21 protein-coding genes are annotated in these 22919 nt (G+C 73.2%); 6 read left to right on the plus strand and 15 right to left on the minus strand.

The window, feature by feature from the left end:
• Window positions 1-24: 24 nt before the first annotated feature.
• Complete coding sequence (locus ABD208_RS15265; RefSeq protein ID WP_344104447.1) at window positions 25-1746, minus strand: vWA domain-containing protein; 1722 nt, start codon at window positions 1744-1746, stop codon at window positions 25-27.
• Between the two features lie 244 nt (window positions 1747-1990).
• Here ABD208_RS15265 and ABD208_RS15270 point away from each other — a divergent pair, with 244 nt between their 5' ends.
• A complete protein-coding gene (locus ABD208_RS15270) occupies window positions 1991-3112 on the plus strand; it encodes an RNA ligase (ATP) (protein WP_344104449.1) in 1122 nt (373 codons plus the stop codon).
• 14 nt (window positions 3113-3126) lie between these two features.
• Here ABD208_RS15270 and ABD208_RS15275 read toward each other — a convergent pair whose 3' ends face one another.
• From ABD208_RS15275 to ABD208_RS15285, 3 genes are all read right to left on the minus strand, one after another.
• A complete protein-coding gene (locus ABD208_RS15275; protein ID WP_344104451.1) occupies window positions 3127-4071 on the minus strand; it encodes a Ppx/GppA family phosphatase in 945 nt (314 codons plus the stop codon).
• Between the two features lie 63 nt (window positions 4072-4134).
• Entirely contained in the window at window positions 4135-4404 is a 270-nt protein-coding gene (locus tag ABD208_RS15280; protein ID WP_344104453.1) for a hypothetical protein, read from the minus strand.
• A gap of 103 nt (window positions 4405-4507) precedes the next feature.
• Entirely contained in the window at window positions 4508-5116 is a 609-nt protein-coding gene (locus ABD208_RS15285; RefSeq protein ID WP_344104456.1) for an AAA family ATPase, read from the minus strand.
• 287 nt (window positions 5117-5403) lie between these two features.
• On the opposite strand from ABD208_RS15285, the gene ABD208_RS15290 reads away from it, so the two are divergent.
• On the plus strand, window positions 5404-5604 hold the full coding sequence (locus ABD208_RS15290; protein ID WP_344104458.1) for a hypothetical protein: 201 nt from the start codon (window positions 5404-5406) through the stop codon (window positions 5602-5604).
• Window positions 5605-5667: 63 nt separating this feature from the next.
• On the opposite strand, the gene ABD208_RS15295 is transcribed toward ABD208_RS15290, so the two are convergent.
• The 4 genes from ABD208_RS15295 to ABD208_RS15310 all read right to left on the minus strand — a co-directional run bounded on the left by ABD208_RS15295 (window position 5668) and on the right by ABD208_RS15310 (window position 10533).
• Window positions 5668-6315 carry a choice-of-anchor P family protein gene (locus tag ABD208_RS15295; RefSeq protein ID WP_344104460.1) on the minus strand — a complete coding sequence of 216 codons (648 nt, stop codon included), beginning with the start codon at window positions 6313-6315 and terminating at the stop codon, window positions 5668-5670.
• 204 nt (window positions 6316-6519) lie between these two features.
• On the minus strand, window positions 6520-7749 hold the full coding sequence (locus ABD208_RS15300) for a sulfotransferase family protein (protein WP_344104462.1): 1230 nt from the start codon (window positions 7747-7749) through the stop codon (window positions 6520-6522).
• Window positions 7746-9011: a cytochrome P450 family protein gene (locus ABD208_RS15305; protein WP_344104465.1), complete on the minus strand. Its 1266-nt coding sequence runs from the start codon at window positions 9009-9011 to the stop codon at window positions 7746-7748. Before ABD208_RS15305 ends, ABD208_RS15300 begins: the two co-directional genes overlap by 4 nt.
• A gap of 124 nt (window positions 9012-9135) precedes the next feature.
• On the minus strand, window positions 9136-10533 hold the full coding sequence (locus ABD208_RS15310) for a glycoside hydrolase family 27 protein (RefSeq protein ID WP_344104467.1): 1398 nt from the start codon (window positions 10531-10533) through the stop codon (window positions 9136-9138).
• An 86-nt stretch (window positions 10534-10619) separates the two neighbouring features.
• On the opposite strand from ABD208_RS15310, the gene trxA reads away from it, so the two are divergent.
• A complete protein-coding gene (trxA, locus tag ABD208_RS15315) occupies window positions 10620-11000 on the plus strand; it encodes a thioredoxin (RefSeq protein ID WP_344104469.1) in 381 nt (126 codons plus the stop codon).
• 148 nt (window positions 11001-11148) lie between these two features.
• On the opposite strand, the gene ABD208_RS15320 is transcribed toward trxA, so the two are convergent.
• On the minus strand, window positions 11149-11925 hold the full coding sequence (locus ABD208_RS15320) for an HAD-IIA family hydrolase (protein WP_344104471.1): 777 nt from the start codon (window positions 11923-11925) through the stop codon (window positions 11149-11151).
• Window positions 11926-12134: 209 nt separating this feature from the next.
• A complete protein-coding gene (locus ABD208_RS15325) occupies window positions 12135-13058 on the minus strand; it encodes a sigma-70 family RNA polymerase sigma factor (RefSeq protein WP_344104474.1) in 924 nt (307 codons plus the stop codon).
• 86 nt (window positions 13059-13144) lie between these two features.
• Here ABD208_RS15325 and ABD208_RS15330 point away from each other — a divergent pair, with 86 nt between their 5' ends.
• Window positions 13145-13597: a carboxymuconolactone decarboxylase family protein gene (locus ABD208_RS15330; RefSeq protein ID WP_344104477.1), complete on the plus strand. Its 453-nt coding sequence runs from the start codon at window positions 13145-13147 to the stop codon at window positions 13595-13597.
• Window positions 13598-13659: 62 nt separating this feature from the next.
• Here ABD208_RS15330 and ABD208_RS15335 read toward each other — a convergent pair whose 3' ends face one another.
• Both ABD208_RS15335 and ABD208_RS15340 read right to left on the minus strand, forming a co-directional pair.
• Complete coding sequence (locus ABD208_RS15335; RefSeq protein WP_344104479.1) at window positions 13660-15114, minus strand: SPFH domain-containing protein; 1455 nt, start codon at window positions 15112-15114, stop codon at window positions 13660-13662.
• 4 nt (window positions 15115-15118) lie between these two features.
• Window positions 15119-15481, minus strand: a complete 363-nt coding sequence (locus tag ABD208_RS15340; protein ID WP_344104481.1) for a hypothetical protein — start codon at window positions 15479-15481, stop codon at window positions 15119-15121.
• 162 nt (window positions 15482-15643) lie between these two features.
• Between ABD208_RS15340 and ABD208_RS15345 the strand changes: the two genes are divergently transcribed.
• Complete coding sequence (locus tag ABD208_RS15345) at window positions 15644-16696, plus strand: aldo/keto reductase (protein ID WP_344104483.1); 1053 nt, start codon at window positions 15644-15646, stop codon at window positions 16694-16696.
• Window positions 16697-16750: 54 nt separating this feature from the next.
• Here ABD208_RS15345 and ABD208_RS15350 read toward each other — a convergent pair whose 3' ends face one another.
• Window positions 16751-19105, minus strand: coding sequence for a rhamnogalacturonan lyase (locus ABD208_RS15350; protein ID WP_344104486.1), 2355 nt, complete (start codon window positions 19103-19105; stop codon window positions 16751-16753).
• Between the two features lie 316 nt (window positions 19106-19421).
• Between ABD208_RS15350 and ABD208_RS15355 the strand changes: the two genes are divergently transcribed.
• Window positions 19422-19655 carry a PTS sugar transporter subunit IIB gene (locus tag ABD208_RS15355; protein ID WP_344104489.1) on the plus strand — a complete coding sequence of 78 codons (234 nt, stop codon included), beginning with the start codon at window positions 19422-19424 and terminating at the stop codon, window positions 19653-19655.
• Between the two features lie 45 nt (window positions 19656-19700).
• Here ABD208_RS15355 and ABD208_RS15360 read toward each other — a convergent pair whose 3' ends face one another.
• Window positions 19701-21302: a peptide chain release factor 3 gene (locus ABD208_RS15360; protein ID WP_344104813.1), complete on the minus strand. Its 1602-nt coding sequence runs from the start codon at window positions 21300-21302 to the stop codon at window positions 19701-19703.
• 85 nt (window positions 21303-21387) lie between these two features.
• The gene (locus tag ABD208_RS15365; RefSeq protein WP_344104492.1) at window positions 21388-22914 is read right to left on the minus strand and encodes a P-loop NTPase; all 1527 of its coding nucleotides are present in this window, start codon (window positions 22912-22914) and stop codon (window positions 21388-21390) included.
• Window positions 22915-22919 lie beyond the last annotated feature (5 nt).

A 22919-nucleotide genomic window follows, 5' to 3' on the forward strand; every position in this document is an offset into this window, starting at 1 on the left:
TGCCCCGGCCGGCCGCGGCCCGGGTCACTGGTAGCCGCGGATGTCCTTGAAGGCGGAGGCGATCGAGTTCCGCGCGGCGTCGAAGGTGCGGCCGCCGGTCAGCTCGGCCAGGCGCGTGACGTCGGCGACCGCCTGCCGGTCGTCGCCCAGCATCACGACGAACACCGGGACGCCGAGGTCCGCCCAGCCCTCCTGCTCGAAGGCGGCCTCGAAGGCGGCCAGGCTCCTGAGCGACGCGCCGGCGTTGTTCTCGCCGTCGGTCATCAGGACGATCGAGGTGTAGTAGCCCTCGGCCGTCGTGGTGTCGGACGCGATGTCCCGGTAGGCCACCGCGAGCGCCTCGTAGATGGCGGTCGCGTCGCCCTCGGCGCTCATCCTGGTCCGGACGTAGTCCCGGATCGGGTCGAGCTCGGCCGGGCTCGACTCGGGGTCCTCCAGCGGGAACGTGTCGATCGTCCCGGGCTTGCGCGCGTACGGCATGATCGAGATCCGCTCGCCCTCGCGGAAGCGCGCGAACTGGCCGGTGACCGAGGTGTCGTTGCCGGTCAGGTCGCCGAAGGCCTGCTGCAGCTGGTTGATCCGGGTGCCCGCCATGGAGCGCGAGTCGTCCAGCACGTAGATGGTGTTCGCGGGATCGCGGTAGTCCTTGAGGTAGTTGTCGATGAGGCGGTCGGCGGTGTTGAGGTCCTCGGGGAGGGCGACCGGGTTCGGGTCGGCCTTCGGGATCGCGGCGTCCGGCAGGGCGTCGCTGGCGGACTGCGGGCGCCGGTAGGACACGCGGGTGAGCAGTTCCTGCGTCGCGGTCTCGTCGAGCCAGGAGTCGATGCCCGCGAAGGTGTCGCCGTGGGCCGCGTCGATCTGGGTGAGCGGGTAGTCGGCGTAGACGACCTCGTCCGGGTAGACGATCACCAGGTTCTCCGTGAGGTCGCCCGACTGGTTCAGCGCCACGAGCTCCGACTCGTAGTTGATGAGGGCGTCCGCCTCGTCCTGGCTCGCGGTGAACTCGCGGGACAGCCAGCCGGAGCTGCCCGCGGTGCGGACCAGGCCCGAGAAGAAGCCGGTCAGCGCGGCGTCGTCGATCTCCTCCACGGTGATGGGCGCGGCACTGTCGTGGAACGCCGAGGCGACGCTGACCAGCGCCGAGAAGCCCGAGTTGGAGGCGGCGGGGTTCGTCATGAAGAACGACAGCTCGCCGGCCTCGGCGGCGTCGGCGATCTGCGTCCACGGGACCGTGCTGCCCTCCTCCCAGCCGAGGCGCTGGGCGGCCGCGGGCTTGACGCCGAGGACGACGGGAGAACGGCCGGTCTCGCCCGTGGACGCGGCCCAGGGACGGCTGGCGGAGGGGTTCTCGGCCTTGCGCTCCTCGAACAGGAGGTTCATGTAGCGGTCGGAGGAGAACCAGGCGAGGTCGCAGTCGACCTGCTTCCCGGCGCCGTCGTCGCACTTCGGGGAGCCGCCCACGACGGACTCCGCGCCCTGCAGGGTGCCGGCGTACGTCGGCACGAGGGTCACGCCGGTCGACCGCCGCAGGCTCTCGGCGACCTCGGGGTTCTCGACGACCGACCGGAGCTCCGAGCCGGCGAGCACCGTGAGCGTGACGGGTTCCTCGGGGTTCCGGGCGTTCGTCACCCCGACCCACACGAGGAAGCCGGCGACGCCCGCCAGCACGATCCCGGCGAACCACAACGCCCCCCTCTTACCTGCGGTCTTCTGCCGCGTGGCCGTGTTGCCCGTGGCGTTGTCCATTGCGCTGGGACCTCCCTGTGGGACCTGGCGCGCGTCCGGCCTGTCGTGCCCGGACGCACACCCTGACCTGCGCGATGATCCCAGACGGATATGCCAGGCGATGCCCGACATGCCTGCGTCTGAGAATGGTTCACCTGAAGTTCACCGTGCGGCGCGAGCTTTCCAATACCGGCGAAAGCCTACTGACGCAACATATACAAGAAGGCGGTTGCTCCGGTCTCGGCAGGGCTCTCATCATGCCGCCATGCTGACACCGCAGACCCCAGCCCCCGAGATCCTCCCGCCCGGTTCCGCCGCCCCCGGGGCCGTGCCGCCGGGCCCCACCGGGGGCCGCGCCCTCGCGACCGTCGAGACCGTCGCGGGGATCACGCCGGTCCCCGGCGCGGACGCGATCGAACGCGCCCGGGTGCGCGGCTGGGACGTCGTCGTACGGGCGGGCGAGCTCGCCGCCGGCGACCTGTGCCTGTACCTCGAGGCCGACTCGTTCCTCGACGTCGCCGACCCCCGGTTCGAGTTCCTGGCCGCCCGCGGCCTGCGGACGCGGGGCGACGGCGTCCGCGGGCACGTCCTGACGACCGGACGGCTGCACGGCCGGTACTCGCAGGGTCTCGCGCTGCCCGTCGGCCTGTTCCCGGAGGCCGAGGGCCTCGCGCCCGGAACCGACGTCACGCGGCGGCTCGGCGTCGTGGCGTGGGAGCCGCCCCTGCCCGCCGCGCTCGCGGGTGAGGTGCTCGGGCCGCGCCCGCCGTGGATCCCGGTGACAGGTGTCGCCCGCCTGCAGAACGTCCCGGAGATCCTCGGGGCGCGCGACCTCGGGTGGATCGCCACGGAGAAGATCGACGGCGCCTCGTCGACCTTCTACGTGGACGGCGTCCAGGACACGGCCGGGGTCTGCGGGCGGAACGGGGACCTCGTGGAGAGCGAGGAGAACATCCTGTGGCAGATGGCGCGCGGGCACTGGCTGCTCGAGCGGATCGCGCAGGAGTGGCCCGGCCGCCGCGTCGCGCTCCACGGCGAGGTGTTCGGCGAGGGGATCCGGGCGAACCCGCTGCGCGTGCTGGGCCGGCACCTGGCCCTGTTCGGCGTGCACGTCGACGGCGCCGACCTGCCGCGCGCGCGGTGGCCGCGCTGGGTGCTGGAGCTGTCCGTACCGGTGCGTGACGACCTGACGTTCCCGGAGTCGGTCGAGCAGTCGCTCGCCGAGGCCGACCACCTGGGCTCCGCGATCGGCATCTGCCGTCCCGCGGAGGGCGTCGTCTGGCGCGCCGCCGACGCCGCCGCCCGGGTCCGGCTCCCCGGCGGCGCGGAGCGCCGGGCCGCGTTCACGGTGGTGTCCAACGGGTACCTGCTCCGGCACGACCGCTGACGGCGGCCGGCGCCCTACGCGTCCGTCGTGCGGTCGCGGTGCGGGAGCGTGTCGAGCCGTTCCAGGATGACGCCCTCGCGCAGGGCCCACGGGCAGATCTCGAGTTCCGCCAGGTCGAAGATGTCCATGCAGGCCTCGGCCACCAGCGCGCCCGGCACGATCTGGTGGGCGCGGCTCGGGGACACGCCCGGGAGGTCCGCGAGCTGGTCGCGGGTCATGGCGCTCAGCTTCGGGATCCATTCGCGCAGGCCCGCCAGGGGCAGGCCGCGGCGCACCAGCATGCCGTCGGCCGCGGGGGCCGCGCCGCAGATGCGCGCGAGCGAACGGAAGGTCTTCGAGGTGGCCACCGCGCGGTCGGGGCGCCCCCCGCGCAGCAGGTTGCCGGCGTCCTGGGCGATCTCCCGGCGGATCCGCCGGCGCAGCGCGCGGATCTCGCCGTCGTCGGGTGACGGCCCGAGCGACCGCGCGAGCCGCGCCGCGCCGAGCGGGAGCGACCAGGCGACGTCGGGCAGCTCGTCCTTGCCCGCGGCGATCTCCAGCGAGCCGCCGCCGATGTCGAAGACGGCGAGCCTCCCGGCCGACCAGCCGAACCACCGCCGCACGGCCAGGAACGTCAGGCGCGCCTCGTCCTCGCCGTGCAGCACCTCCAGGCGCGTCCCGGTGCGCTCCGTCACGGTGTCGAGCACCTCGTCCGCGTTGACCGCGTCGCGCACCGCGGACGTCGCGAACGCCAGCAGGTCCGCGCAGCCCTTGTCCTCCGCGACCTGCATCGCCGCGGCCGTGAACCCGGCCAGCGCGTCGATGCCGGACGGCGTCACCGCGCCGTCGTCGTCGAGGTGCTCGGCCAGCCGCAGCGGCTGCTTGAACGACGACGCCGGGAGCGGCGCCGCGCCGCCGTGCGCGTCGACCACGAGGAGGTGTCCGGTGTTGGAGCCAATGTCGAGCACCGCGAGTCGCATGGATGAACGGTACAACCAGCGGCCCGGCCCGGCCCGGCCCGGCCTCGCCCGGCCCCGCGGCCCTCAGCTCCCCGGGCCGCCGGGCTTGCGGAGCAGCACGGTCGCGGCCCCGATGATCCCGCCGAGCAGGGCCACGCCACCGGCGAGCGTGAAGCTGTTGTCACGGGTCTGGAGCCCGATCAGCCCCAGCGCCACGCTGCACAGCACGCTCAGCACGAGCAGCGGCCAGAGCACGCCGCTGCCGAACCGGTCGACCAGCACCTTGGCGAACGCGGCGAGCAGCGCGACGGCCACCCCCACGAACATCTCTGCCGAGATCACGTCGACGTCCATTTTTCCCTACCGTCCTCGCGCAGGTCAGAGTCAGCTTCCGTACCGCGTCACGCAGTATTCCACCCCTGTCCGACATCCACGGGCGGCGGGAATCGTGTCCGCGTCAGCGCCGGGCGGCGGGCTCCGCCGCGGTCCCCAGGCGCCGGCGCAGCAGCTCACGCACCTGGGCCAGCGCCGTCTGACGCCCGACGACCCGCACCTCGTCCCACGGCCAGGCCGCCGGCCCCGCCGCCGGCGCGATCCCGGACCGGGCCGCCCGCCACCGCCGCACGTGCCGCGCGAAGCCGTGCTCGTTCACCACGCGCCCGCGGTCGGCCTGCCCCGCCAGGGCGTCGGCAACCGGGACGTCGAGCACCACGAGCACCGGACGCCACCCGTACGCGCGCGCGAACCGGGCCAGCGCCCGCTGGCCCGCCCCCCGGGTCGTGGCATGGACCAGCAGCGCGTCGGCCCCGTGCCGGGGGCCGAGCATCACCTGCAGCAGGGTCCACAGCGCGTGCACCGCGTGCACCGCACCGCGGTACGCCCGGTACGGCACGCGGGGCAGGCGGCGCGCGAACCACCGGCGCAGCAGATCGGAGTCGAGCACACGAGGCGCCGCGCCGGCCGGGTCCAGCTCCGGGCCGTCGGCGAGCCGGGCCAGCAACGTGGACTTGCCCGCACCGGGCAGCCCTGCGACCACGACCAGGCGATTCTCGGGCGTGACGTTCATCCTCCGGCTCCCTTCCCCAGGTTCGTCCGGGCCTCACCTGGGATGACGACAAGCATCACCCGGCTACGTCGGAGAACTCCGGGGGCCGCCTGAGAAGATGCTGTGCAGGTCGCCACGGGGCGCGGGCGGGCCCGGGAATTCACCCGTCCGGGACCGTCGATGAGAGCTGTTCGGTAACGTTGGCCCGGGCGACCATCGTTCCAGCGGTTGGACCCGGTTTGCCGCCGGGCCACGGCATGGTGCAATGTCTGGCCACGAAGCCCCTTCACCTCACCCAAGGTGGCCCCGTGCATCTGTTCGACCGCCTCCGCGGCCTGCTGGCCGGCCCCGACCCCGACCCTCAGCCCTCCCGGCTCGACCTCCTCGACGGCGTCACCCACCGGGAGCCGCCGCGCGTCGTCGCCCCCGAGCCGTCCGCGCCGTCCGCCTCCTCGTCGCCGGCGTCATCGATGCCGACGGCGGCCCCGTCCTGCGTCCACCGGGGCTGACGCCCGGGAACACAGCACCGCCGCCGGGCACTGGGTGCCCGGCGGCGGCTCACTCACCGATCATCAGCTGCAGTAGTGGACCGCAGACTCGGCGTGACCGATCTCGATGTCGGCCAGACCCTCGAGCTTGACGACCACGGCCGTCACCTCGATACCCGTGCCCTCAGCCGCCGGAACCTGCCGGTTCACGACGATCTCGCCGCCCGGAATCTCGATCGAGAGGTTCGGGTCGTCGACGAGGATGACCTCGTCGCCCACGCGGAGCGTGAGGTCGACGTCGCCGGTGGCGCCGTCGCACGAGCTGGCGGCCGTGGCCGTCAGGTCCTCGACGACGATCGCCGGCACGCCCAGCAGGTTCAGCGAGACCTCCTCGATCGTCGTCTTCGCGACCGACGTACCCGCCGCGGCGTCGACGACGACGCTCGGGCACAGCACGGCCGCGTCCAGCACGATCGCGCTGACCTCAGCGGTGCAGTCGACGTCCGTGGCGAGGCTCTGGGAGGTCTCGATCTCACCGGTGTTCGGCTGCGGGGCCACGACGATCGGCCCGAGCAGCGGCAGCTCCACGGTCGCGGAGATGCCGTGCGCCTGCCCGGTGTAGTAGCCGGCAGCCGCCGGACCGACCTCGGACTCGGCGGCCTGCGCGGGCGCGGCCACCAGCCCTCCGGCGGCCAGCAGTGCCACGACCGGGAGCAGCTTGATCGAACGCATATGGGTTCCTCCCCATTGGATCACTTTCATGGACTGCTGCTCCACGGCATCACGGACGGGGGGAACCTGGGCGTTGTTCATCCGCACCGGGGGCAGCAGGAACAGTCTGCGGCCGACGGCGCCGATCGGCTTATCACGGGCAAGGTTTCCCAAAACTGGACCTGTCGGCCAAGCATTGCAAGAGGTGCCCGGAACGGGGTGCTGTCAGAGTTCTGCCGTGGGCTCCGCGTCCAGGACATCGATTCCCGGTAGCAGGCGCAGGTACGGCGCGAACACCTCCTCGATCTGCTCCGGCCGCAGGCCGTACCGCGCGATGTCGTAGCGGTGCGGGCGCGTGCCCGCGGGCTTGGCGACCACCTCGCCGAGCCGCGCCTCGTCCTCCGGCGTCCAGGTCGCCCCGATCGCGGCGTACAGGCGCGGGACCTGGGTGTGCGGGTCGGCGGCGAGCGTGTGGTAGGGCACGTCGACGATCGCCGAGGGCGGCAGGTCGAGCCGGGCGTCCAGCCCTCGCTCCACCCACGTGGCCATGGTCTCCAGCACGAACGCGCCGATCTCCAGCGGATCCGGATCCTTCTGGTACTGCGACCAGACCGTCTCCAGCAGGCTGCACGTGGAGCCGACGACGGACGCCGGGTCCCGGTGCGTCCACACGAACGTGGCGTCCGGGAACACCTCGCGGATCGTGGTCATGTCGGCCACGTGCCCGGGGTACTTCAGGACCCAGCGCCGGGGCACCCGGCCGTGCTGCAGCACCTGCAGGCCCTGCTTCAGGCACAGGTAGTCCTCGAAGAGCTCCTGCCGGCTGCGGCCCGCGTACCACTGGCGGTAGGCGGGCATCGCGCCGTACAACAGCGGCCAGAACGTCCCGTGCGGGAGGAGCAGGAGCGACTCCTCGGGCTTCTCGGCGCTGGTCGGGTGCATGTGCAGCAGGCCGGGAGAGAAGAGGTTCATGATCAGCCGGGTGCCGACGTCGAGCTTGCGGATCTCGCTCCGGGCGGCCGCCGGGTTCTCGAGGTCCGTGCGGGTCATCTCCCACAGCATCGGGCCGCGGTGGTCGGCCGAGGCCGCCAGGACCCGGTGGGTCAGCGTGGTCGCCGTGCGCGGCAGGCCGAGCACGAACACCGGGGCGGTGATCTGCTCGTCGGCGATCTGCGGGTGCTCCCTCAGCAGGCGCTTGATGCGCAGCCGGTTCGCGTACCGGTCCTTGATCGAGGCCAGCGCGAAGAACCAGCCGAGCGGGGTGAGGCGGGGTTCCTCGCCGATGCTCCGGGCCACGATGCCCAGGCCGGCGGCGAACTCCGGGTCGCTCGTGCCCGCTTCGGCCTCCACCGCGGCGGCGGCCTTGGCCCACGCGCCCTCCGGGTTCCGGTTCCCCCGGACCACGGGGGCGAAGACGGTGTTGAGAACCCTGGATACACGCGTCGTGCGCGTCACGATGTCCCTTCCGGTGCGTTCTCGGGGTGAAAGACGACCGGCAGCGCTTCCAGGAGCCGGAACCGGAGGTCGGGCGTCCAGCGGAGTTCCTCCGGCCGCAGGGCGAGCGTGGGCGTGAGGCGGTGGTGCAACGTCTCGACCGCGGTGCGGACGATCAGCCGGGCCAGGCGCGGTGCCGGGCACGCGTGGGCACCCGCCCCGAAGGCCAGGTGGGCGCGGCTGCCGGACGTGTCGCCCTGGGCGCGCAGCCCCGGGTCGGAGCCCAGCGCCCCGACGCCGAGCAGGACGGCGTCGCCCTGCTGCACGAGCTTGTCGCCGAGCAGGAAGTCCTCGGCGGCGATCCGGGGGGCGAGCGCGCTCACCGGCGACGCGGCCCACAGCACCTCGTCGAGCGCCTCGTCGATCCCGAGCTGGCCGCCGGTGAGGCGGCTCGCGAAGCGCGCGTCGGTCAGGGAGAGGTGCAGCGTCTGGCCGAGCCAGGCCCGCAGGCCCTGGGAGGCCGTGGCGACCAGCGACAGGAGGCCGAGGGCGGCCTCCGCGGTGCTCTCGTACGCGGCGTGCCGCGCGAGGCGCCCGGCGGGGCCCGTCTTCTGGCCCGTGAGCAGGAAGCTCACCTCGTGCACGGCGGACGCGTCGCCCGCCCCGGCCCGCGCGGCGGCGTCGAACACCTGCCGCGCCGTGGCGGGATCGAACCCCATGACGACGCCGAAGGTCAGGTGCGGGATCGGCTCGACGTACTCGCGCACCAGATCGGCGACGCCGGTCGCCGCGAACCTGCCGGCGAGGTCCTCGCACGTGGCGCGGGTGATCCGCGCGGCCTCGGACTCGTCGACCGAGCCGAACACCTCGTCGATCGGGGTGCGGAGCCGCTCGTGGAGGGTGCCGTCCGCCTGCCCCACGATGGGACGGCGGGAGGCCACCAGCGGCTGGAGCAGGGGCGAGGCCGCCGCGCCCGGCCGGCCGGTGTGGCCGCTCCAGGTGCCGGCCGCCGCCGACAGCGGGAAGCGGCCGCGCGCCATCTCGACGATCGTGCGGTACTCCGTGACCAGCCAGGCGCGGGCGCCGGGGGCCAGCTCGACGGGTGCGGCGTCGCCCCACTCGTCGCGGAGCCGGGCGACGTCGTCGTGCGCCGTCCAGAGTCCGGTGACGGCCGGAACGGACGCGGGATCGCCGAGCCGCAGCGGCCGTCCTCCCCGGCCGCCGGCATCGGCGGCGCTGCCCGCGACGTCATCACGGTCGTCGAGAGTGATCGAGCTGCTCATCGGTGCACCCGTCGGTCAGTGTGGCACTGCTGCCGGACATATAGGAGTGTGTCGCTCTAAGTCCGGCACCATACCATCTCTTTGCGCCCCCGAGGGTCGCCGCACAACCCGCGAGACCGCCCGGCTAGCGCGCGGCGGAGCGGAGCAGGGCCGCCCCGTGGGGCGGCAGATCGAGGCGGAGGGCGGCGCTGCCCGGCGCCACGCCGCGGGCCGCGTCGGACTGGACGGCGATCGGTTCCAGCGGGACCAGGTCGCCCGTCCAGAGCTCGCGGACCTCGCCCGCGAGCGGGAAGCCGAGGTCGCCCGCGTCCAGCACGGCGTCCATCGGCTCGTCGCCGAGGTTGAACACGGCGGCCCAGCGGACGGCGTCGTCGGACTGCGTGCTGCCGTCTGTCGGCGTGCCGCCGGCGGCCGCCGTGCTGCCGGCGCCGGCGGCGCTCGCGCCGTCCGTCCCGGCGCTCTCCGCCGCCCAGACGACGAGCGGGCCCTCGCGGAAGAGCTCGCGGTTGCCGCGGGAGCCGGAGTGCACCGCCAGGACGTCGGGGTTCTGCAGGAGGGCGATGGTCTCCGGGTCCGACGACGGGAGGTCGCCGCCCACCATGAGGGGCGAGCGGGCCATGACCCAGAGCGTCAGGAGGGAGAGGCGTTCGGGGCGGGTGAGGCGGTCGTCGCGGGGCTCGCCGCGTTCCGCACGGAGCCCGATGCGGCCGAGCGGGAGCATGTCGCCGTCGGGCCAGCCGGCCGGGCCCGCGTGCGGGGCCCAGCGGGCGAAGCGGGCGAAGTTCGCCTCGACGTCCTCCCAGCGGTCCCAGAGGTCGTCGCAGATGCGCCACATCGTGGCGTGCTCGCGCAGGTCGTCCAAGCGGGCGAGCGAGAGGTCGCGGCCGGGCGAGAGCGAGAGCTCGATCCGGCGGCCCGTGCGCCCGATGGCGCGGGCGTAGGCGGCGACGTCGTCGGCCTGGTACGGCCAGAGCATGTCGTCGGCCTTGACGAAGTCCACGCCCCAGGACGCGTACAGGGCGAGCGTCGAGTCGTAGTACGCCTGCGCGGCGGGGTGGGCGTGGTCGAGGCCGAGCATGTCGGGGTTCCACTCGCAGACGTTGGTGTCGTCGGCGACGGCGTCGGCCGTGACGTCCGTGCCGAGGACCGGCGTGCGCGCCGCGACCGCGCGGCGGGGGATGCCGCGCATGGTGTGGATGCCGAACCTCAGGCCGAGGGCGTGGACCTGGCCGGCCAGCGGACCGAACCCGGCGCCGCCCGACGACGACGGGAAGCGCGCCGGGTCCGGGATCAGGCGGCCGTGCGCGTCCATGGCCAGCGGCGCCTCCGCGTTGTAGCCGTGGGAGCGGGCGGTGGGGTCGGACCAGTCGATGTCGACGACGACGGTGTCCCAGCCGTACGGGAGCAGGTGCTCGGCCAGGAAGCGGGCGTTGGCCAGGACCTCGTCCTCGGTGACGGTGGTGCCGTAGCAGTCCCAGCTGTTCCAGCCCATCGGCGGGCGCGCGGCGGAGAAGTTCTTCATCGTTGCATCTTGGCAGGCGGAGCAGGCGGGGGAATAGTCGCGGGCCCGGCGGGCTTCGGACTGGGGACACCGACGAGGGGAGCATCATGGCAACCGTCGAGCTCACGGACGAGACGTTCGAGCAGGCGATCAGCGGGAACGACATCGTCCTGGTGGACTACTGGGCGTCGTGGTGCGGCCCGTGCCGCCAGTTCGCGCCGATCTTCGAGGCGAGCTCCGAGCAGCACGCCGACGTCGTCCACGCGAAGCTGGACACCGAGGCGCAGCGCGGCATCGCCGCGGCGGCGGGCATCACCGCGATCCCGACCCTGATGGCGTTCCGCGACGGCATCCTGGTCTTCAACCAGGCGGGCGCCCTCCCGGCCCCGGCGCTCGCGCAGGTGGTCGACGCCGTCAAGGGCCTGGACATGGACGAGGTCCGCGCCAGGATCGCCGAGCAGGAGAAGGCTCCCGCGGCGGAGTCCTGACCTCAGGGTCCGGCGAACGGATCTCGGCATGGTCCACGAAGGTCAGTGCCAGGGCCGTCGTGGACGATCATGTCGAGCGGCCGCGATCCAGCGCTGTTCCGGGCCCGGGACAGCACCAGATCGCGGCCGTTCGATCGAAGGGGAGATGTCAGACGCGGTCGAGGAGGTCCGCGATCGAGTCGAGCACATGGCTCGGGCGGAACGGGTACCTCTGGACCTCGTGGGTCTGGGTGGAGCCGGTGAGGACCAGGAAGGTCTCCAGGCCGGCCTCGATGCCGCCGACGATGTCCGTGTCCATGCGGTCGCCGATCATCGCCGTCTCCTCCGAGTGCGCGCCGAGCCGGTTGAGCGCGGAGCGGAACAGGATCGGGTTCGGCTTGCCGACGAAGTAGGGGGCGCGGCCCGTGGCCGCCGTGATCATCGCGGCGACCGAACCCGTGGCGGGCAGCGGGCCCTCCTGGGACGGGCCGGTGACGTCCGGGTTCGTCGCGATGAAGCGGCTGCCGCCCTTGATGAGCCGGATCGCCTTGGTGATCGCCTCGAACGAGTAGGTGCGGGTCTCGCCGAGCACCACGTAGTCCGGGTCCGATTCGGTCAGGGTGTAGCCCGCCTCGTACAGCGCGGTGGTCAGGCCTGCCTCGCCGATCGCGTAGGCGCTGCCGCCGGGGATCTGGTCGTGCAGGAACTGGGCCGTGGCCAGCGCCGACGTCCAGATCGACTCCTCGGCGACCTCGATCCCGCTGGTCGCCAGGCGGGCCCGCAGGTCACGCGCGGTGTAGATCGAGTTGTTCGTCAGGACGAGGAACGGCACGTCCGTGTCCCGCAGCCGCTTGACGAACTCGGCGGCGCCGGGCAGGGCCGTGCCCTCGTGGACCAGGACGCCGTCCATGTCGCTGAGCCAGGACTTGATCACGCGCTCGGACATCGTGCTGTTGCTCCTCGTGGGTCGTGTGGCGGACCGCGGTGACCGCCGGTCAGGCCCACCCTATTCGCACGGGCCCGCACCGGCGTCCACGTCCCGCCAGGTGGCGGCCGGCCCGCGCAGACGATCCGCCACGCTGCTGGCGGACCGCTCCCCCGCGCGGGCCCGGCCGGGTCCGCGCGGACCCAGCCCGGTCCGCGTGGGCCGGCGCCTCAGACGGCCGTCACGTCGATCGCCGCGATCGTCTCCGGGTCCGCGACCGCGTCCAGGGCGGCGATCCTGTCGCCGTCGTCGGACAGGGTGACCAGGTAGATCGCGCGCATGGTGTCGCCGGCGGCGTAGCCGAAGGCCCAGTTGTAGTCGGCCAGCACCACGGTCGCCTTGGCGGCGCGGCCCAGGAAGGCGTGGGCCACGGCCTCGGCGCCGGTGAGCTCGGGTGCGAGCAGCGGTGCGCCCGCGGAGGCCAGAGCCTGGGTGGCACGCACCACGGCGTCGTCGGCCCGGAGCACGACCTTCGGGTCGAGCAGCCCGAGCAGCCGCTCGAAGCGGCCCTCGCGCGCGGCCTCGAGGAACGCCTCCACGACCTCCCGCTCCCTCGCCCGGTCCGGCTCCGGGGCGCCCGCGCCCCGCACGCGCCGCCGCGCCCGGGACGCAAGCTGCCGCGCCGTGGGTACGGAGGTGTCGACGATGCCGGCGATCTGGTCGAACGGCACGGCGAACACGTCGTGCAGCACGAAGGCGAGCCGCTCCGCGGGCGCGAGGGCGTCCAGGACCACGAGGAGCGCGGAGCCGACGGCGTCGGCCTCCGCGACGCGTTCCGCGGGACCGGGTTCGGCCGCCGCGGGCTCGGGCACGGCTCCGTCGTCGGGTCCGACGGCGACGCCGGCGACCTCCCGGCGGGCGGCCCGGGATCGCAGCATGTCGAGCGACACGCGCGAGACGACGGTGGTGAGCCAGCCGCCGAGGTTGTCGATCGCGGACGTGTCCGTGGCAGACAGGCGCAGCCACGTCTCCTGGACGGCGTCGTCCGCCTCGGCGGAACTGCCCAGCAGGCGGCGCGCGACCGCCCTCAGGCGGGGCCTGCGCTCCTCGAACAGCTGGGCAAGTTCGCTGGTCAGCGACGAGTTTTCCATCATCTGTCACATTCTCCGTCCGGCATCCGACAACACGGTGTCACACCCGTGACGTACGGACCCACCAGAACGTGACAGGAGTCCACTCGATGGAAGCCCGCCTCAAGAAGATCCACAACTACCTGCCCACCTCCCTGGAGACCCTGCAGGCCGCCGCCGCGCTGCCGCAGGGCCACGGCGTGCCCGGCTCCACGCTGGAGCTCGTCCACCTGCGCGTCAGCCAGATCAACGGCTGCGGCTGGTGCCTGGAGTACGGGCTCGGGCACGCCAAGGAGTCCGGGCTGACCGACAAGCAGCTCGTCACGCTCGCGGGCTGGCGCGAGTCGCCGCACTTCTCCGACGCCGAGCGGGCCGCGATCGCCCTGGCCGAGGAGGCCACCCGAATCGCGGACAACCCGCGCGCCGTCCCGGACGACGTCTGGGACGAGGCCGCCCGCCACTACGACGAGGAGGCCCTGGCCGCCATCGTGCTGCATGTGGCGATGGTGAACCTCTGGAACCGGCTGAACGTGACGACCCGCCAGGTCGCCGGAACCTGGTGACCGCCACGCGGCGTCGTCCCGCGGCCCTTGGGCCCGGGACGACGCCACGGCCGCAGGGCGCGCTACTCCTGGTCCGGCACCCTCGGCCCGTCCGCGCGGCCGGTCGCCCCGGAGATCAGCTCATGGATGTCCACGCCCGTCAGCTGCTTGATGACACCCCGCCCCTCGCTCAGCACGCTTGCGACGTTCTTGGTGAGCGCGGACGCACCATCGGTGGAGATCACGGTCATGCCCTGCACGTTCCCGATCGGCTCGGCGGCGGCCCGGACGATCTCCGGCAGACGCTCGATGAGTTCCCGGGTGAGCGCGGCCTCACCGTACTTGCGCAGGGCCTCGGCCTTGGCGTCGGTCGCGATGGCTTCCGCCCGGCCCTCGGCCTCGGTCGCGGCGGCCCGCGCCTCGCCCTCGGCCTGCAGACCGGCGGCGAGTGCCACCTGCTTGTCACGCTCGGCCTCACCGGCGCGGCGCATGGCCTCGGCGGCCGCCTCCGCGTCGAGCAGCGCGGCCTTCTTGTTCGCCTCGGCGATGGTGGTGCGCTTGAAGGCGTCGGCCTGCGTGGCCGCGTTGGCCGCGTCGCGGCGGGCGTTCGCCTCCTGGACCTCGGCGTACGCGCGGGCCTCGGCGGGCTTGCGCACCTCGATGTCCAGGCGCTCCTGCTCGACCCGGGCCTTCTCCGCCATGGCCTCGCGCTCCTCGACGGCGACCCGCCGGTCCTGCTCGGCGCGGGCGAGCTGGCCGGCCGCGTCGGCCTCGGCACGCGCACGGTCGGTCTCGGCCTGGATCAGGGCCGACTTCAGGTCGAGTTCCTTCTGCCGCTCGGCGATCTGCTCCGCCGCCGCGATGGCGGCGAACTCCGAGGCGCGCCTCGCCTCCGCCTCGGAGATCTCGGCGAGCTGCCGCACACGGGCCGCCTCGGCACGGCCGAGGTTCGCCAGGTAGTCCGAGCCCGGCGTGGAGATATCCGAGATGTTGAGGATGTCGATCTGCAGGCCCTGTTCGGCCAGGTCCAGCTTGGTGGACTGCACGACGCGGTCCGACAGGCCCTTGCGGTCGGAGATGATCTCCTCGATCGTCATGTCACCGACGATCGACCGCAGCGACCCCTCCAGGGCCTCCTTGATGATGTCGGTCAGGGCGTTCTGCTGCGACAGGAAGCGCTGGGCCGCCCGGCGCACACCCTCGTCGTCGCCCCGCACCTTGAAGTTCACCGACGCCTTGATCGCGATCTTGATGCGGTTCGAGTCCACGCCCTCGATCGTGATCCCGATCTGCCGCTGCTCCAGCGAGATCGGGAAGCCTTGCTGCAGCACGGGCCAGACGACCGTGCGGCCGCCGATCACGACCTTCTGGTTCGCGAGATCGGCCTCGCGCTTGCCGGCGCCGCGCCCGACGACGATCAGCGCCTGGTTCGGCGGCACGCGCCGCACGCGGCTGGCCGCGAACGCCAGCAGGACGACGAGCGCGACGACGACGCCGAGCGTCACGAGCGCTCCGGAGAGCAGGGGGTCCAGGGGCATGCTTTCACTCCTTGGTCTGGGGTGGTGTGGCCGGGTTCGTCAGCGGGTGCGGCGCGACCTTCACCCGGCCGCCGTGCTGTTCGACGACGACGATCCGGGTCCCTCGCGCGATCGCGGAGTCGGCGACCGCGATCCGGGTCTCCAGCTCCCCGTCGAGGGACACCTCGCCGTGCGGCCGGGACTCGTGCGCGGGGGCGATCCCGGACGCGACGATCCCCTGCACACCTTCGACGGTGCGCGGCAGGGCGTCGTCCTCGCGGAGCCTGCGGAGCATCGTCGTCATCACTGCGATGACGCCGATCCCGATCACGATGACGCCGATCGCGCCGGCCAGCGCCACTCCGGCGTTGATCGATCCGTCGGGCATACCACTCCTCACGAGACGGTCCGGGGTAAGAACGGTACTCCGTCCATGACCGTCACCAGCGAAAACCCGCAGCATTTCACCCGCCGCCCGGGCCGGCGGGCGGGGCGGCGCGGGCCCGGACACGCCGGTCGCGGGCCGCGGGATGTGCGGCAGGATGGGGCCATGCCTCTTGCCTCCCGCTATCTCGCCGCCGAGGATCGCTACGATTCGATGACCTACCGCCGCACCGGGCGGTCCGGCCTTGACCTGCCCGCGCTGTCGCTCGGGCTGTGGCACAACTTCGGCGACACCACCCCGTTCGACACCCAGCGCAGCGTGCTGCGCCGGGCGTTCGACCTGGGGATCACGCATTTCGACCTGGCGAACAACTACGGCCCGGCCGCGGGCTCGGCCGAGGAGAACTTCGGCCGTCACCTGGCGGCTGACCTGGCGCCGTACCGTGACGAGCTGATCATCTCCAGCAAGGCCGGCTACGACATGTGGCCCGGGCCGTACGGCGACCACGGGTCGCGGAAGTACCTGGTCGCGAGCCTGGACCAGTCGCTGCGCCGGATGGGGCTGGACTACGTCGACATCTTCTACCACCACCGGCCGGACCCGGCCACGCCGCTGGAGGAGACCATGGGCGCGCTCGCCCAGGTGGTCCGCCAGGGCAAGGCGCTGTACGCGGGCGTCTCGAACTACAGCCCGGCGCGGACCCGCGAGGCCGCCCGGATCCTCGCCGACCTGGGCGTGCCGCTGCTGATCCACCAGCCGTCGTACTCGATGTTCAACCGGCACGTCGAGGACCCGGCCCACGTGGACGGCTACGACGGCGAGCAGAGCGAGTCGCTGCTCGACGTCGTCGGCGATCTCGGCGTCGGCACGATCGTGTTCTCGCCGCTCCACCAGGGGATGCTGACCGGGCGCTACCTGGGCGGGTCGGCGCCCGAGGGCTCCCGCGCGGCGCGGCCGGACTCGCCGTTCCTGTCCTCGGGCAACCTCACGGAGGACTACCTGACGCGTGCCCGCGCCCTGAACGAGATCGCCGCCGGCCGCGGGCAGACCCTCGCGCAGCTGGCCCTGACCTGGGTGCTGCGCGACGAGCGGGTCACGTCGGCCCTGATCGGCGCGTCCTCGGTGAAGCAGCTGGAGGACAACGTGGGCGCCCTGACGGCCGCCCCGCTCACCCCGGAGGAGATCGCGGCCGTCGAGCCGCACGCCCGCCCCCTGTGACGAGCGACGTCGCGCCCCACCGTCGTGGGGCGCGCCGCCGCTCGCGGGGGCCGGTCAGTCGTTCGGGGCCTCGACGACCCTGATCGACGGGGCCGGCGGGGTCGACATGCCCTGACCCAGGTAGTACGACGTGTGCGGCGGCTGGTTGTAGGCCATGTTCTGGCCCGCCACCTGGACGCGGTACGCCGGGTCGCTCAGCAGGGTGCGCAGGCGGTGGCTCGTCACGTCGGTCGTCGTGAAGATCCGCAGCGCGTCCGACGACGTCGTCCGGTACACGAGCTCCTCGCGCCAGTCACCGAACAGGTCCGCCTGGATCGCCGGGTTCCGCTTGGTCCCGTTGTTGGTCAGCGTCCCGCTGAAGGTGCGCAGCGTCGTCAGGGACGACGACGAGGGGTTCCACTTCCCGACGAACGGGGTGCCGCCGTCGGCGATCTCCCGCAGCAGGTCGCCGTCCCACCAGGTGACGAAGTTCGCCACGGGCGCCGACCCGCTGACCGTCGCCCCGGAGACCGAGTGCACGTCCGACGTCGTGGAGTCCCACGCCTCCGCGCCCACGGTGCGCCCGTCGATGTCGGCGGCCGCGCCCCGCCCGGTGTCCGCGCCGGCCGACGTCGACCAGATCACCGCTCCGGTCCGCGCGTCGCGGAACGTCGAGCCCCGGTTGCCCGAGCAGCTCATGCACTCGTGCACCGCGAACACCTCCAGGCCCGCGCGGCCCGGGTTCAGGTCGCCGACGTGCAGCGCGTCGCCGTGACCCAGGCGCGTGGTGTAGAGCGGGCTGCCGGTGTCGTCGAGCGTCATCGAGCCGTAGACGATCTCGTCGCGGCCGTCGGCGTCGACGTCGGCCACCGAGAACTGGTGGTTGCCCTGACCGGCGTACTGGCTGCCGGACACGTCCGAGTCGAACAGCCAGCGCCGGGTGAGGTTCGTGCCGTCGAAGTCCCAGGCCGCGACCGTCGAGCGGGTGTAGTAGCCGCGGGCGAAGATCGCGCTCGGCCGGGAGCCGTCGAGGTACGCGACCCCGGCGAGGAACCGGTCGACCCGGTTGCCGTACGAGTCGCCCCAGTTGCTGACGGTCCCGCGGCCCGGGCTGTAGTTCTCGGTGTCGATCGCCGCACCGGTCCGCCCGTCGAACACCGTGAGGAACTCGGGCCCCGACAGGATGTAGCCGCCCGAGTTCCGGTGGTCCGCCGTGGAGCTGCCGATCACCTGACCGGTCCCCGAACGGGTCCCGTCGGCGGTCTTCGCCATGACCTCGGCGTAGCCGTCGGAGTTCAGGTCGAAGACCACCAGCTGCGTGTAGTGGGCACCGGCGCGGATGTTGCGCCCCAGGTCGATGCGCCACAGCCGCGTGCCGTCCAGCTTGTACGCGTCCAGGTACACGTTCCCGGTGTAGCCGGACTGGCTGTTGTCCTTCGCGTTGGACGGGTCCCACTTCACCACGTACTCCAGGACGCCGTCGCCGTTGAGGTCGCCCACGGCGACGTCGTTCGCGGAGTAGGTGTAGGACACGCCGTCCGGCGTCGTCCCGCCCGACGGCTTCTGCAGCGGGATGTCCTTCGACCCGCCCGACGCCCACGGTGTGAACGACGGCGTCGCCCATGACTCCACCCCGTCCACCACCTGCGCGATGCGGTACGACGACGACGAGCTGCCACCGGCGTCCAGGTAGTTCGTGGCGCCGGTGACCGTGGCGACCGCCGTCGAGCCCCGGTAGACCTTGAACTGGATGCCCGAGGGGTCGTTGCCCAGGAAGCGCCAGCCGACGTAGACGCCGCCCGAGACCGGGACCGCGACGGGCGCGCGGTCGAGGTCCTCCGCGGCGCGGCCGGTGCCCGGGGACGACGGCGTCGGGGTCGGCGTCGAACCGCCGCCCTGACGGGTGATCTCGACCGCGTTGAGGATGTTGGTGCGGCCCCCCACGAGGATGTCCAGGCGGCCGTCCGTGACCTGCAGGTCGTCGTAGGTGGTCGTCGCGACCGTGGAACCGCTCGCGGTGAGGCGGCGGCTCCCGGTGGACTCGGTGACGAAGTCCGTCTCGGCCGAGCCGCCGCCCTCCGCGACGGTCAGCTTCACGTCGTAGGTGCCGGCGGGCAGGTCGACCCGGAAGTACCAGTCCTCGCCGTAGCCGATCCAGTCGCGCGCCACCCCGGCGGGCGTGCCGCGGTCACGCGTGATCTGGCCCGTGGACGTGATGCCGTAGCCGTTGCTCGCGTGGAGCGTGGTCAGGTTGACGCCCGTCCAGCCGGACTCGACGGGGTCGGACGCGCCGCCCAGGTCGAAGCGGTAGACGCCGGTGTCGTCCCCGGGGACGGCCGCCGTCGCCGATCCGACCGCGATCACCCCCAGGGGCACGGCCACCGCGGTGGCCGCGATGAGTGCGGTCAGCGACCGCCTTCGTGTACGCATGATGCTCTCCCGATCGCCATTGATGTGTGGGACGAGGTAATGAAAGGATTCAAAACCTCGTGCACGAGTGTGGCGGAGGGCGCAAGAATCCCCAACCGGCTAAACGTTACGGATGACGCCTTCGATGCCATATCAGCCGTCACGACACGCTGCCTTGGCACACCACACCGTGCGCGCGGGGCAGGCCGAAGGCACCCGGGGCACCCCCTCGGTGCCGCCGCGCACAGTTCCCGGCACGCCGTGCCGGGAACCGCCCCGTCGGCTTCAGTGAGGGGCACCGGGGCGGCTCCTTCGCCCCGTGCGGGAGGAGATCGTGATGGACAGCAAGGCCCGGCGGATCGTCGCCGCCCTCGGCGGCATCGCCAACGTCGCCGGCGTCGAGGGACGCACGCCCCGGCTCCGCGCGGACATCACGGACCTGGGCAAGGTCGACCTCGCGGCCCTGCGCGCCGCCGACACGCACGGCCTGTTCAAGTCCGGCTCGACCCTCGAGATCCACGTCGGGGACGACGCCGGCCGGGTGGCCGCCGAGATCGCGCAGATGCGGTGAGCGCAGCTGCGGTGACCGGCACCGCCGGCACCGGCCCTGCCCGGGTCAGTCCGCGGGCCCCCCGCCCACCCCGTCCGCGATGAGCGGCTCCAGCGAGATCCCCGGCCGGTCGCGCTGCACGCTGCGCATCCGCCACACGTCCCGGAACAGCGCGAGCAGCGTCCCGTCGGCCCGCCGCACGATCTCCGTCCCCGCGGCCTGGGCGACCACCGGCGCATCTTCCGCCGACACCAGCCGCGCCACCGACAGGTCCAGGTGCTCCAGCACCACCGGCGCGCCGAACTCGTGCTCCATCCGGTGCGTCGCCACCTCGAACTGCAGCGGCCCGACGGCGGCCAGGATCGGCGTCGCATCCCCGCGCAGCTCGCTGACCAGGATCTGCACCACGCCCTCCTGCTGCAGCTGCGCGATGCCCTTGCGGAACTTCTTCGACTGCCCGGGGTCCTTGACCCGCGCGAGCGCGAAGTGCTCCGGCGCGAACGCCGGCATCGGCGGGAACCGCACGGCCGGGCCGTCCGGCTCGAACAGCGAGTCCCCCACCGCGAGCACGCTGGCGTTCACGAGGCCGACGACGTCGCCGGGGAACGCCTCCTCGATCGTCTCCCGGTCCCGGCCGAACACCTGCAGCGCGTACTTGGTGGCGAACGGGCGCCCGCTGCGCTCGTGCGTGACGGTCATCCCCCGCTCGAACCGGCCGGAGCACACGCGCACGAACGCGACGTGGTCCCGGTGCTTCTTGTCCATGCCGGCCTGCATCTTGAACACGAACCCGCTGAACGGGGCGTCCAGCTCGCGCACTGCGGCGCGCTCCGCGGCGCCGTCGCCGCGCAGGTCGGGACGGGCCGACGGCGCCGGGGCGAGCTCGACGATCGTGTCCAGCAGCTGCCGCACGCCGATGTTCGCCAGCGCCGCGCCGAACAGCAGCGGCGTCGTCCGGCCGGCCAGGAACGACGCGACGTCCGGGGCGTCCAGCAGCCCGGCGCCGTCGGCCGCGTCGGCGTAGTCCCCGCCGAACTGCTCGCGCGCGGCGGCGGCGGGGATCCGCGTCTCGGCGGCGATCTTCGCGCCGCCGGGCGCGCGCTCGTAGGTGTGGACGTCGCCGGTGGGTATATCGAGCAGCCCGAGGAACCGGCCCGCCTCCCCGATCGGCCAGTTCAGGGGCGTGGGCGGCAGGTCGATGCGCTCGGACAGCTCGTCGCAGAGCTCGAGCGCCTCCTTGCCGGGCCGGTCCCACTTGTTGATCAGGGTGATGACGGGCACGCCGCGGCGGCGGCACACCTCGAACAGCTTGAGGGTCTGGGGTTCGAGGCCCTTGGCGGAGTCGAGCAGCATGACGGCGGCGTCCACCGCGGTCAGGACGCGGTACGTGTCCTCGGAGAAGTCCGCGTGGCCGGGCGTGTCCAGCAGGTTGATGATCACGTCGCCGTACGTGAGCTGCAGCGCGGCCGACGTGATGGAGATGCCGCGCTCCTGCTCCATCTCCATCCAGTCCGAGACGACGCCGGCCCGGTCCCCCTTGCCGTGCACGGCACCGGCGGTCTCGATCGCCTTCGCGTGCAGGGCCAGCGCCTCGGTGAGCGTGGACTTGCCGGCGTCGGGGTGGGAGATGACGGCGATGCTGCGCCGTCGCGCCGCCTCGTGCAGCACCACAGGGAACCTCCTGGAGAGAGAACTGGGGAGAGAAGCGGTCCGGAGCGGACCGGCACACCAGCCTACGCGGCCGTCCGCGAGATCAGGCGCCGGCGCCGGTGCCGGGCTGCCCGAGCAGGGCGATCGCGTCCGCCAGGACCGTCTCGTAGCGGCCGGGATCCGCGGCGTGGGCCGCGCGCCAGAGCGCGACGGCCTCCTGGCCCGCGGCGGCCGCCTCGTCGGGGCGGCCGAGCGCCCGCAGCGCGCGCGTCCGGTAGGTCAGGACCTCCGCGCGCAGGGTGCCCGCGGGGTCGAGCCCGAGCATCCGGGCCGTGATCGTCCGGACCTGCCCGGCCGGGAGCTCGGGCTGCTGCACGAGCAGGTGCAGGACCCCCAGCAGCGCCTCGCCGTCGGCGGGCATCTCGTCGACGACCCGGTCCAGCACGCGCTCGGCGTCCTCGGGCGCGAATCCCGGCGGCGGCACGGCCAGCAGGCCGGTCATGATGAGCGCGACGCGGTGGGCGACGTCCGGCGCCAGCTCCCGCAGCCATTCGACGACGAGCCACGGCGCCGTCGCGATCTGCCGGGCGACGTGCTGTTCGATGAGGCGGTGCGGCAGCCCGACGACCAGCCCGACCGGCCCGGGGCCCGGCCCGAGCCGCGTCACGTCGGCGCGGGCGGGCAGCACGCGGTTCAGCACGTGGACGACGGTCGTGCCCGACGTCGTGCCGAGCATGACGCCGACGGCGACGGCGTCGTCCATCCCCGCCGGATCGATGCCCGGGATCGGCGCCTCGCGGAGCCAGCGGACGCGCTCGCTGTCGAGCAGCATGCCGACGGCGACGTCGGGGTCGGCGGGCACCGGGTCCCCGTCGCACGGTTCGGGCCACCGGTCCGCGGACTCCAGGACCGCGGCGAGCGCGGTCGCGTGCAGGTCGAGCGGCAGGGCGCCGTGGTCGGGCGGAACGGCGACGACGCCGGCCCCGCCGACGCCGAGCGCCGAGCTGAACGCCCGGACCGCCGGGCGCACGAGCGACACGGCGTCGTCGTGCCCGAGCGGTTCGAGGTGCTGGTCCGAGACCCGGGAATCCGCGGCGGCGACCAGGCCGGAGGCCCACCGGAGCCGGGACCACCAGTCCCCCGCCACCCGCGACATGAGCAGCACGCGCAGCTTGCCGTGGGCGGGCGCCCGCAGCGCGTCGAGCACGCGCACGAGGTCGGTCCGGGCCATGGCGTCATCGACGACGACGAGGGTGTTCCGGCGGGCGACGTCGGGCAGCACGCGCGCGGGGTCGATGCCGGGGCGGATCCACACGCAGTGCCAGCCGGTGCGCGTCAGGCGGCGCGACGCCTCCACCGCGAGCCGGGTCTTGCCCACACCGCCCGGCCCGGTGACGAGTCGCACCTGGACCGCGGGCCGTTCCCGGCACCAGCGCAGCAGGGCGGCGAGCTCGGAGCGCCTGCGCCGGTACGGGACCCGCCGCAGCTCGGGTGCGAGCAGGCGCACCACGCTCCCGCCGCCCAGGGCGGCGCCGATCATGCTCACCCTGGCCGCACGGCCCGGACTCCAGGGCCGGCGGGGTCCGGCAGGTTCCTGCACGGCCGTCTCGTCCTCGCCAGTCCTGCTCATGTGAG

This window comes from Myceligenerans crystallogenes (genome assembly GCF_039529775.1).
Lineage (GTDB): Bacteria > Actinomycetota > Actinomycetes > Actinomycetales > Cellulomonadaceae > Myceligenerans > Myceligenerans crystallogenes.

Coding starts and splice junctions, on each gene's coding strand:
- ABD208_RS15340 (WP_344104481.1), bottom strand. CDS start 15,481: ATGCCCGACGGATCGATCAACGCCGGAGTGGCGCTGGCCGGCGCGATC.
- ABD208_RS15280 (WP_344104453.1), bottom strand. CDS start 4,404: ATGGACGTCGACGTGATCTCGGCAGAGATGTTCGTGGGGGTGGCCGTC.
- ABD208_RS15350 (WP_344104486.1), bottom strand. CDS start 19,105: ATGCGTACACGAAGGCGGTCGCTGACCGCACTCATCGCGGCCACCGCG.
- ABD208_RS15320 (WP_344104471.1), bottom strand. CDS start 11,925: ATGTCCGAGCGCGTGATCAAGTCCTGGCTCAGCGACATGGACGGCGTC.
- ABD208_RS15365 (WP_344104492.1), bottom strand. CDS start 22,914: ATGAGCAGGACTGGCGAGGACGAGACGGCCGTGCAGGAACCTGCCGGA.
- ABD208_RS15325 (WP_344104474.1), bottom strand. CDS start 13,058: ATGATGGAAAACTCGTCGCTGACCAGCGAACTTGCCCAGCTGTTCGAG.
- ABD208_RS15345 (WP_344104483.1), top strand. CDS start 15,644: ATGCCTCTTGCCTCCCGCTATCTCGCCGCCGAGGATCGCTACGATTCG.
- ABD208_RS15305 (WP_344104465.1), bottom strand. CDS start 9,011: ATGAGCAGCTCGATCACTCTCGACGACCGTGATGACGTCGCGGGCAGC.
- trxA (WP_344104469.1), top strand. CDS start 10,620: ATGGCAACCGTCGAGCTCACGGACGAGACGTTCGAGCAGGCGATCAGC.
- ABD208_RS15355 (WP_344104489.1), top strand. CDS start 19,422: ATGGACAGCAAGGCCCGGCGGATCGTCGCCGCCCTCGGCGGCATCGCC.
- ABD208_RS15310 (WP_344104467.1), bottom strand. CDS start 10,533: ATGAAGAACTTCTCCGCCGCGCGCCCGCCGATGGGCTGGAACAGCTGG.
- ABD208_RS15285 (WP_344104456.1), bottom strand. CDS start 5,116: ATGAACGTCACGCCCGAGAATCGCCTGGTCGTGGTCGCAGGGCTGCCC.
- ABD208_RS15270 (WP_344104449.1), top strand. CDS start 1,991: ATGCTGACACCGCAGACCCCAGCCCCCGAGATCCTCCCGCCCGGTTCC.
- ABD208_RS15335 (WP_344104479.1), bottom strand. CDS start 15,114: ATGCCCCTGGACCCCCTGCTCTCCGGAGCGCTCGTGACGCTCGGCGTC.
- ABD208_RS15295 (WP_344104460.1), bottom strand. CDS start 6,315: ATGCGTTCGATCAAGCTGCTCCCGGTCGTGGCACTGCTGGCCGCCGGA.
- ABD208_RS15265 (WP_344104447.1), bottom strand. CDS start 1,746: ATGGACAACGCCACGGGCAACACGGCCACGCGGCAGAAGACCGCAGGT.
- ABD208_RS15275 (WP_344104451.1), bottom strand. CDS start 4,071: ATGCGACTCGCGGTGCTCGACATTGGCTCCAACACCGGACACCTCCTC.
- ABD208_RS15330 (WP_344104477.1), top strand. CDS start 13,145: ATGGAAGCCCGCCTCAAGAAGATCCACAACTACCTGCCCACCTCCCTG.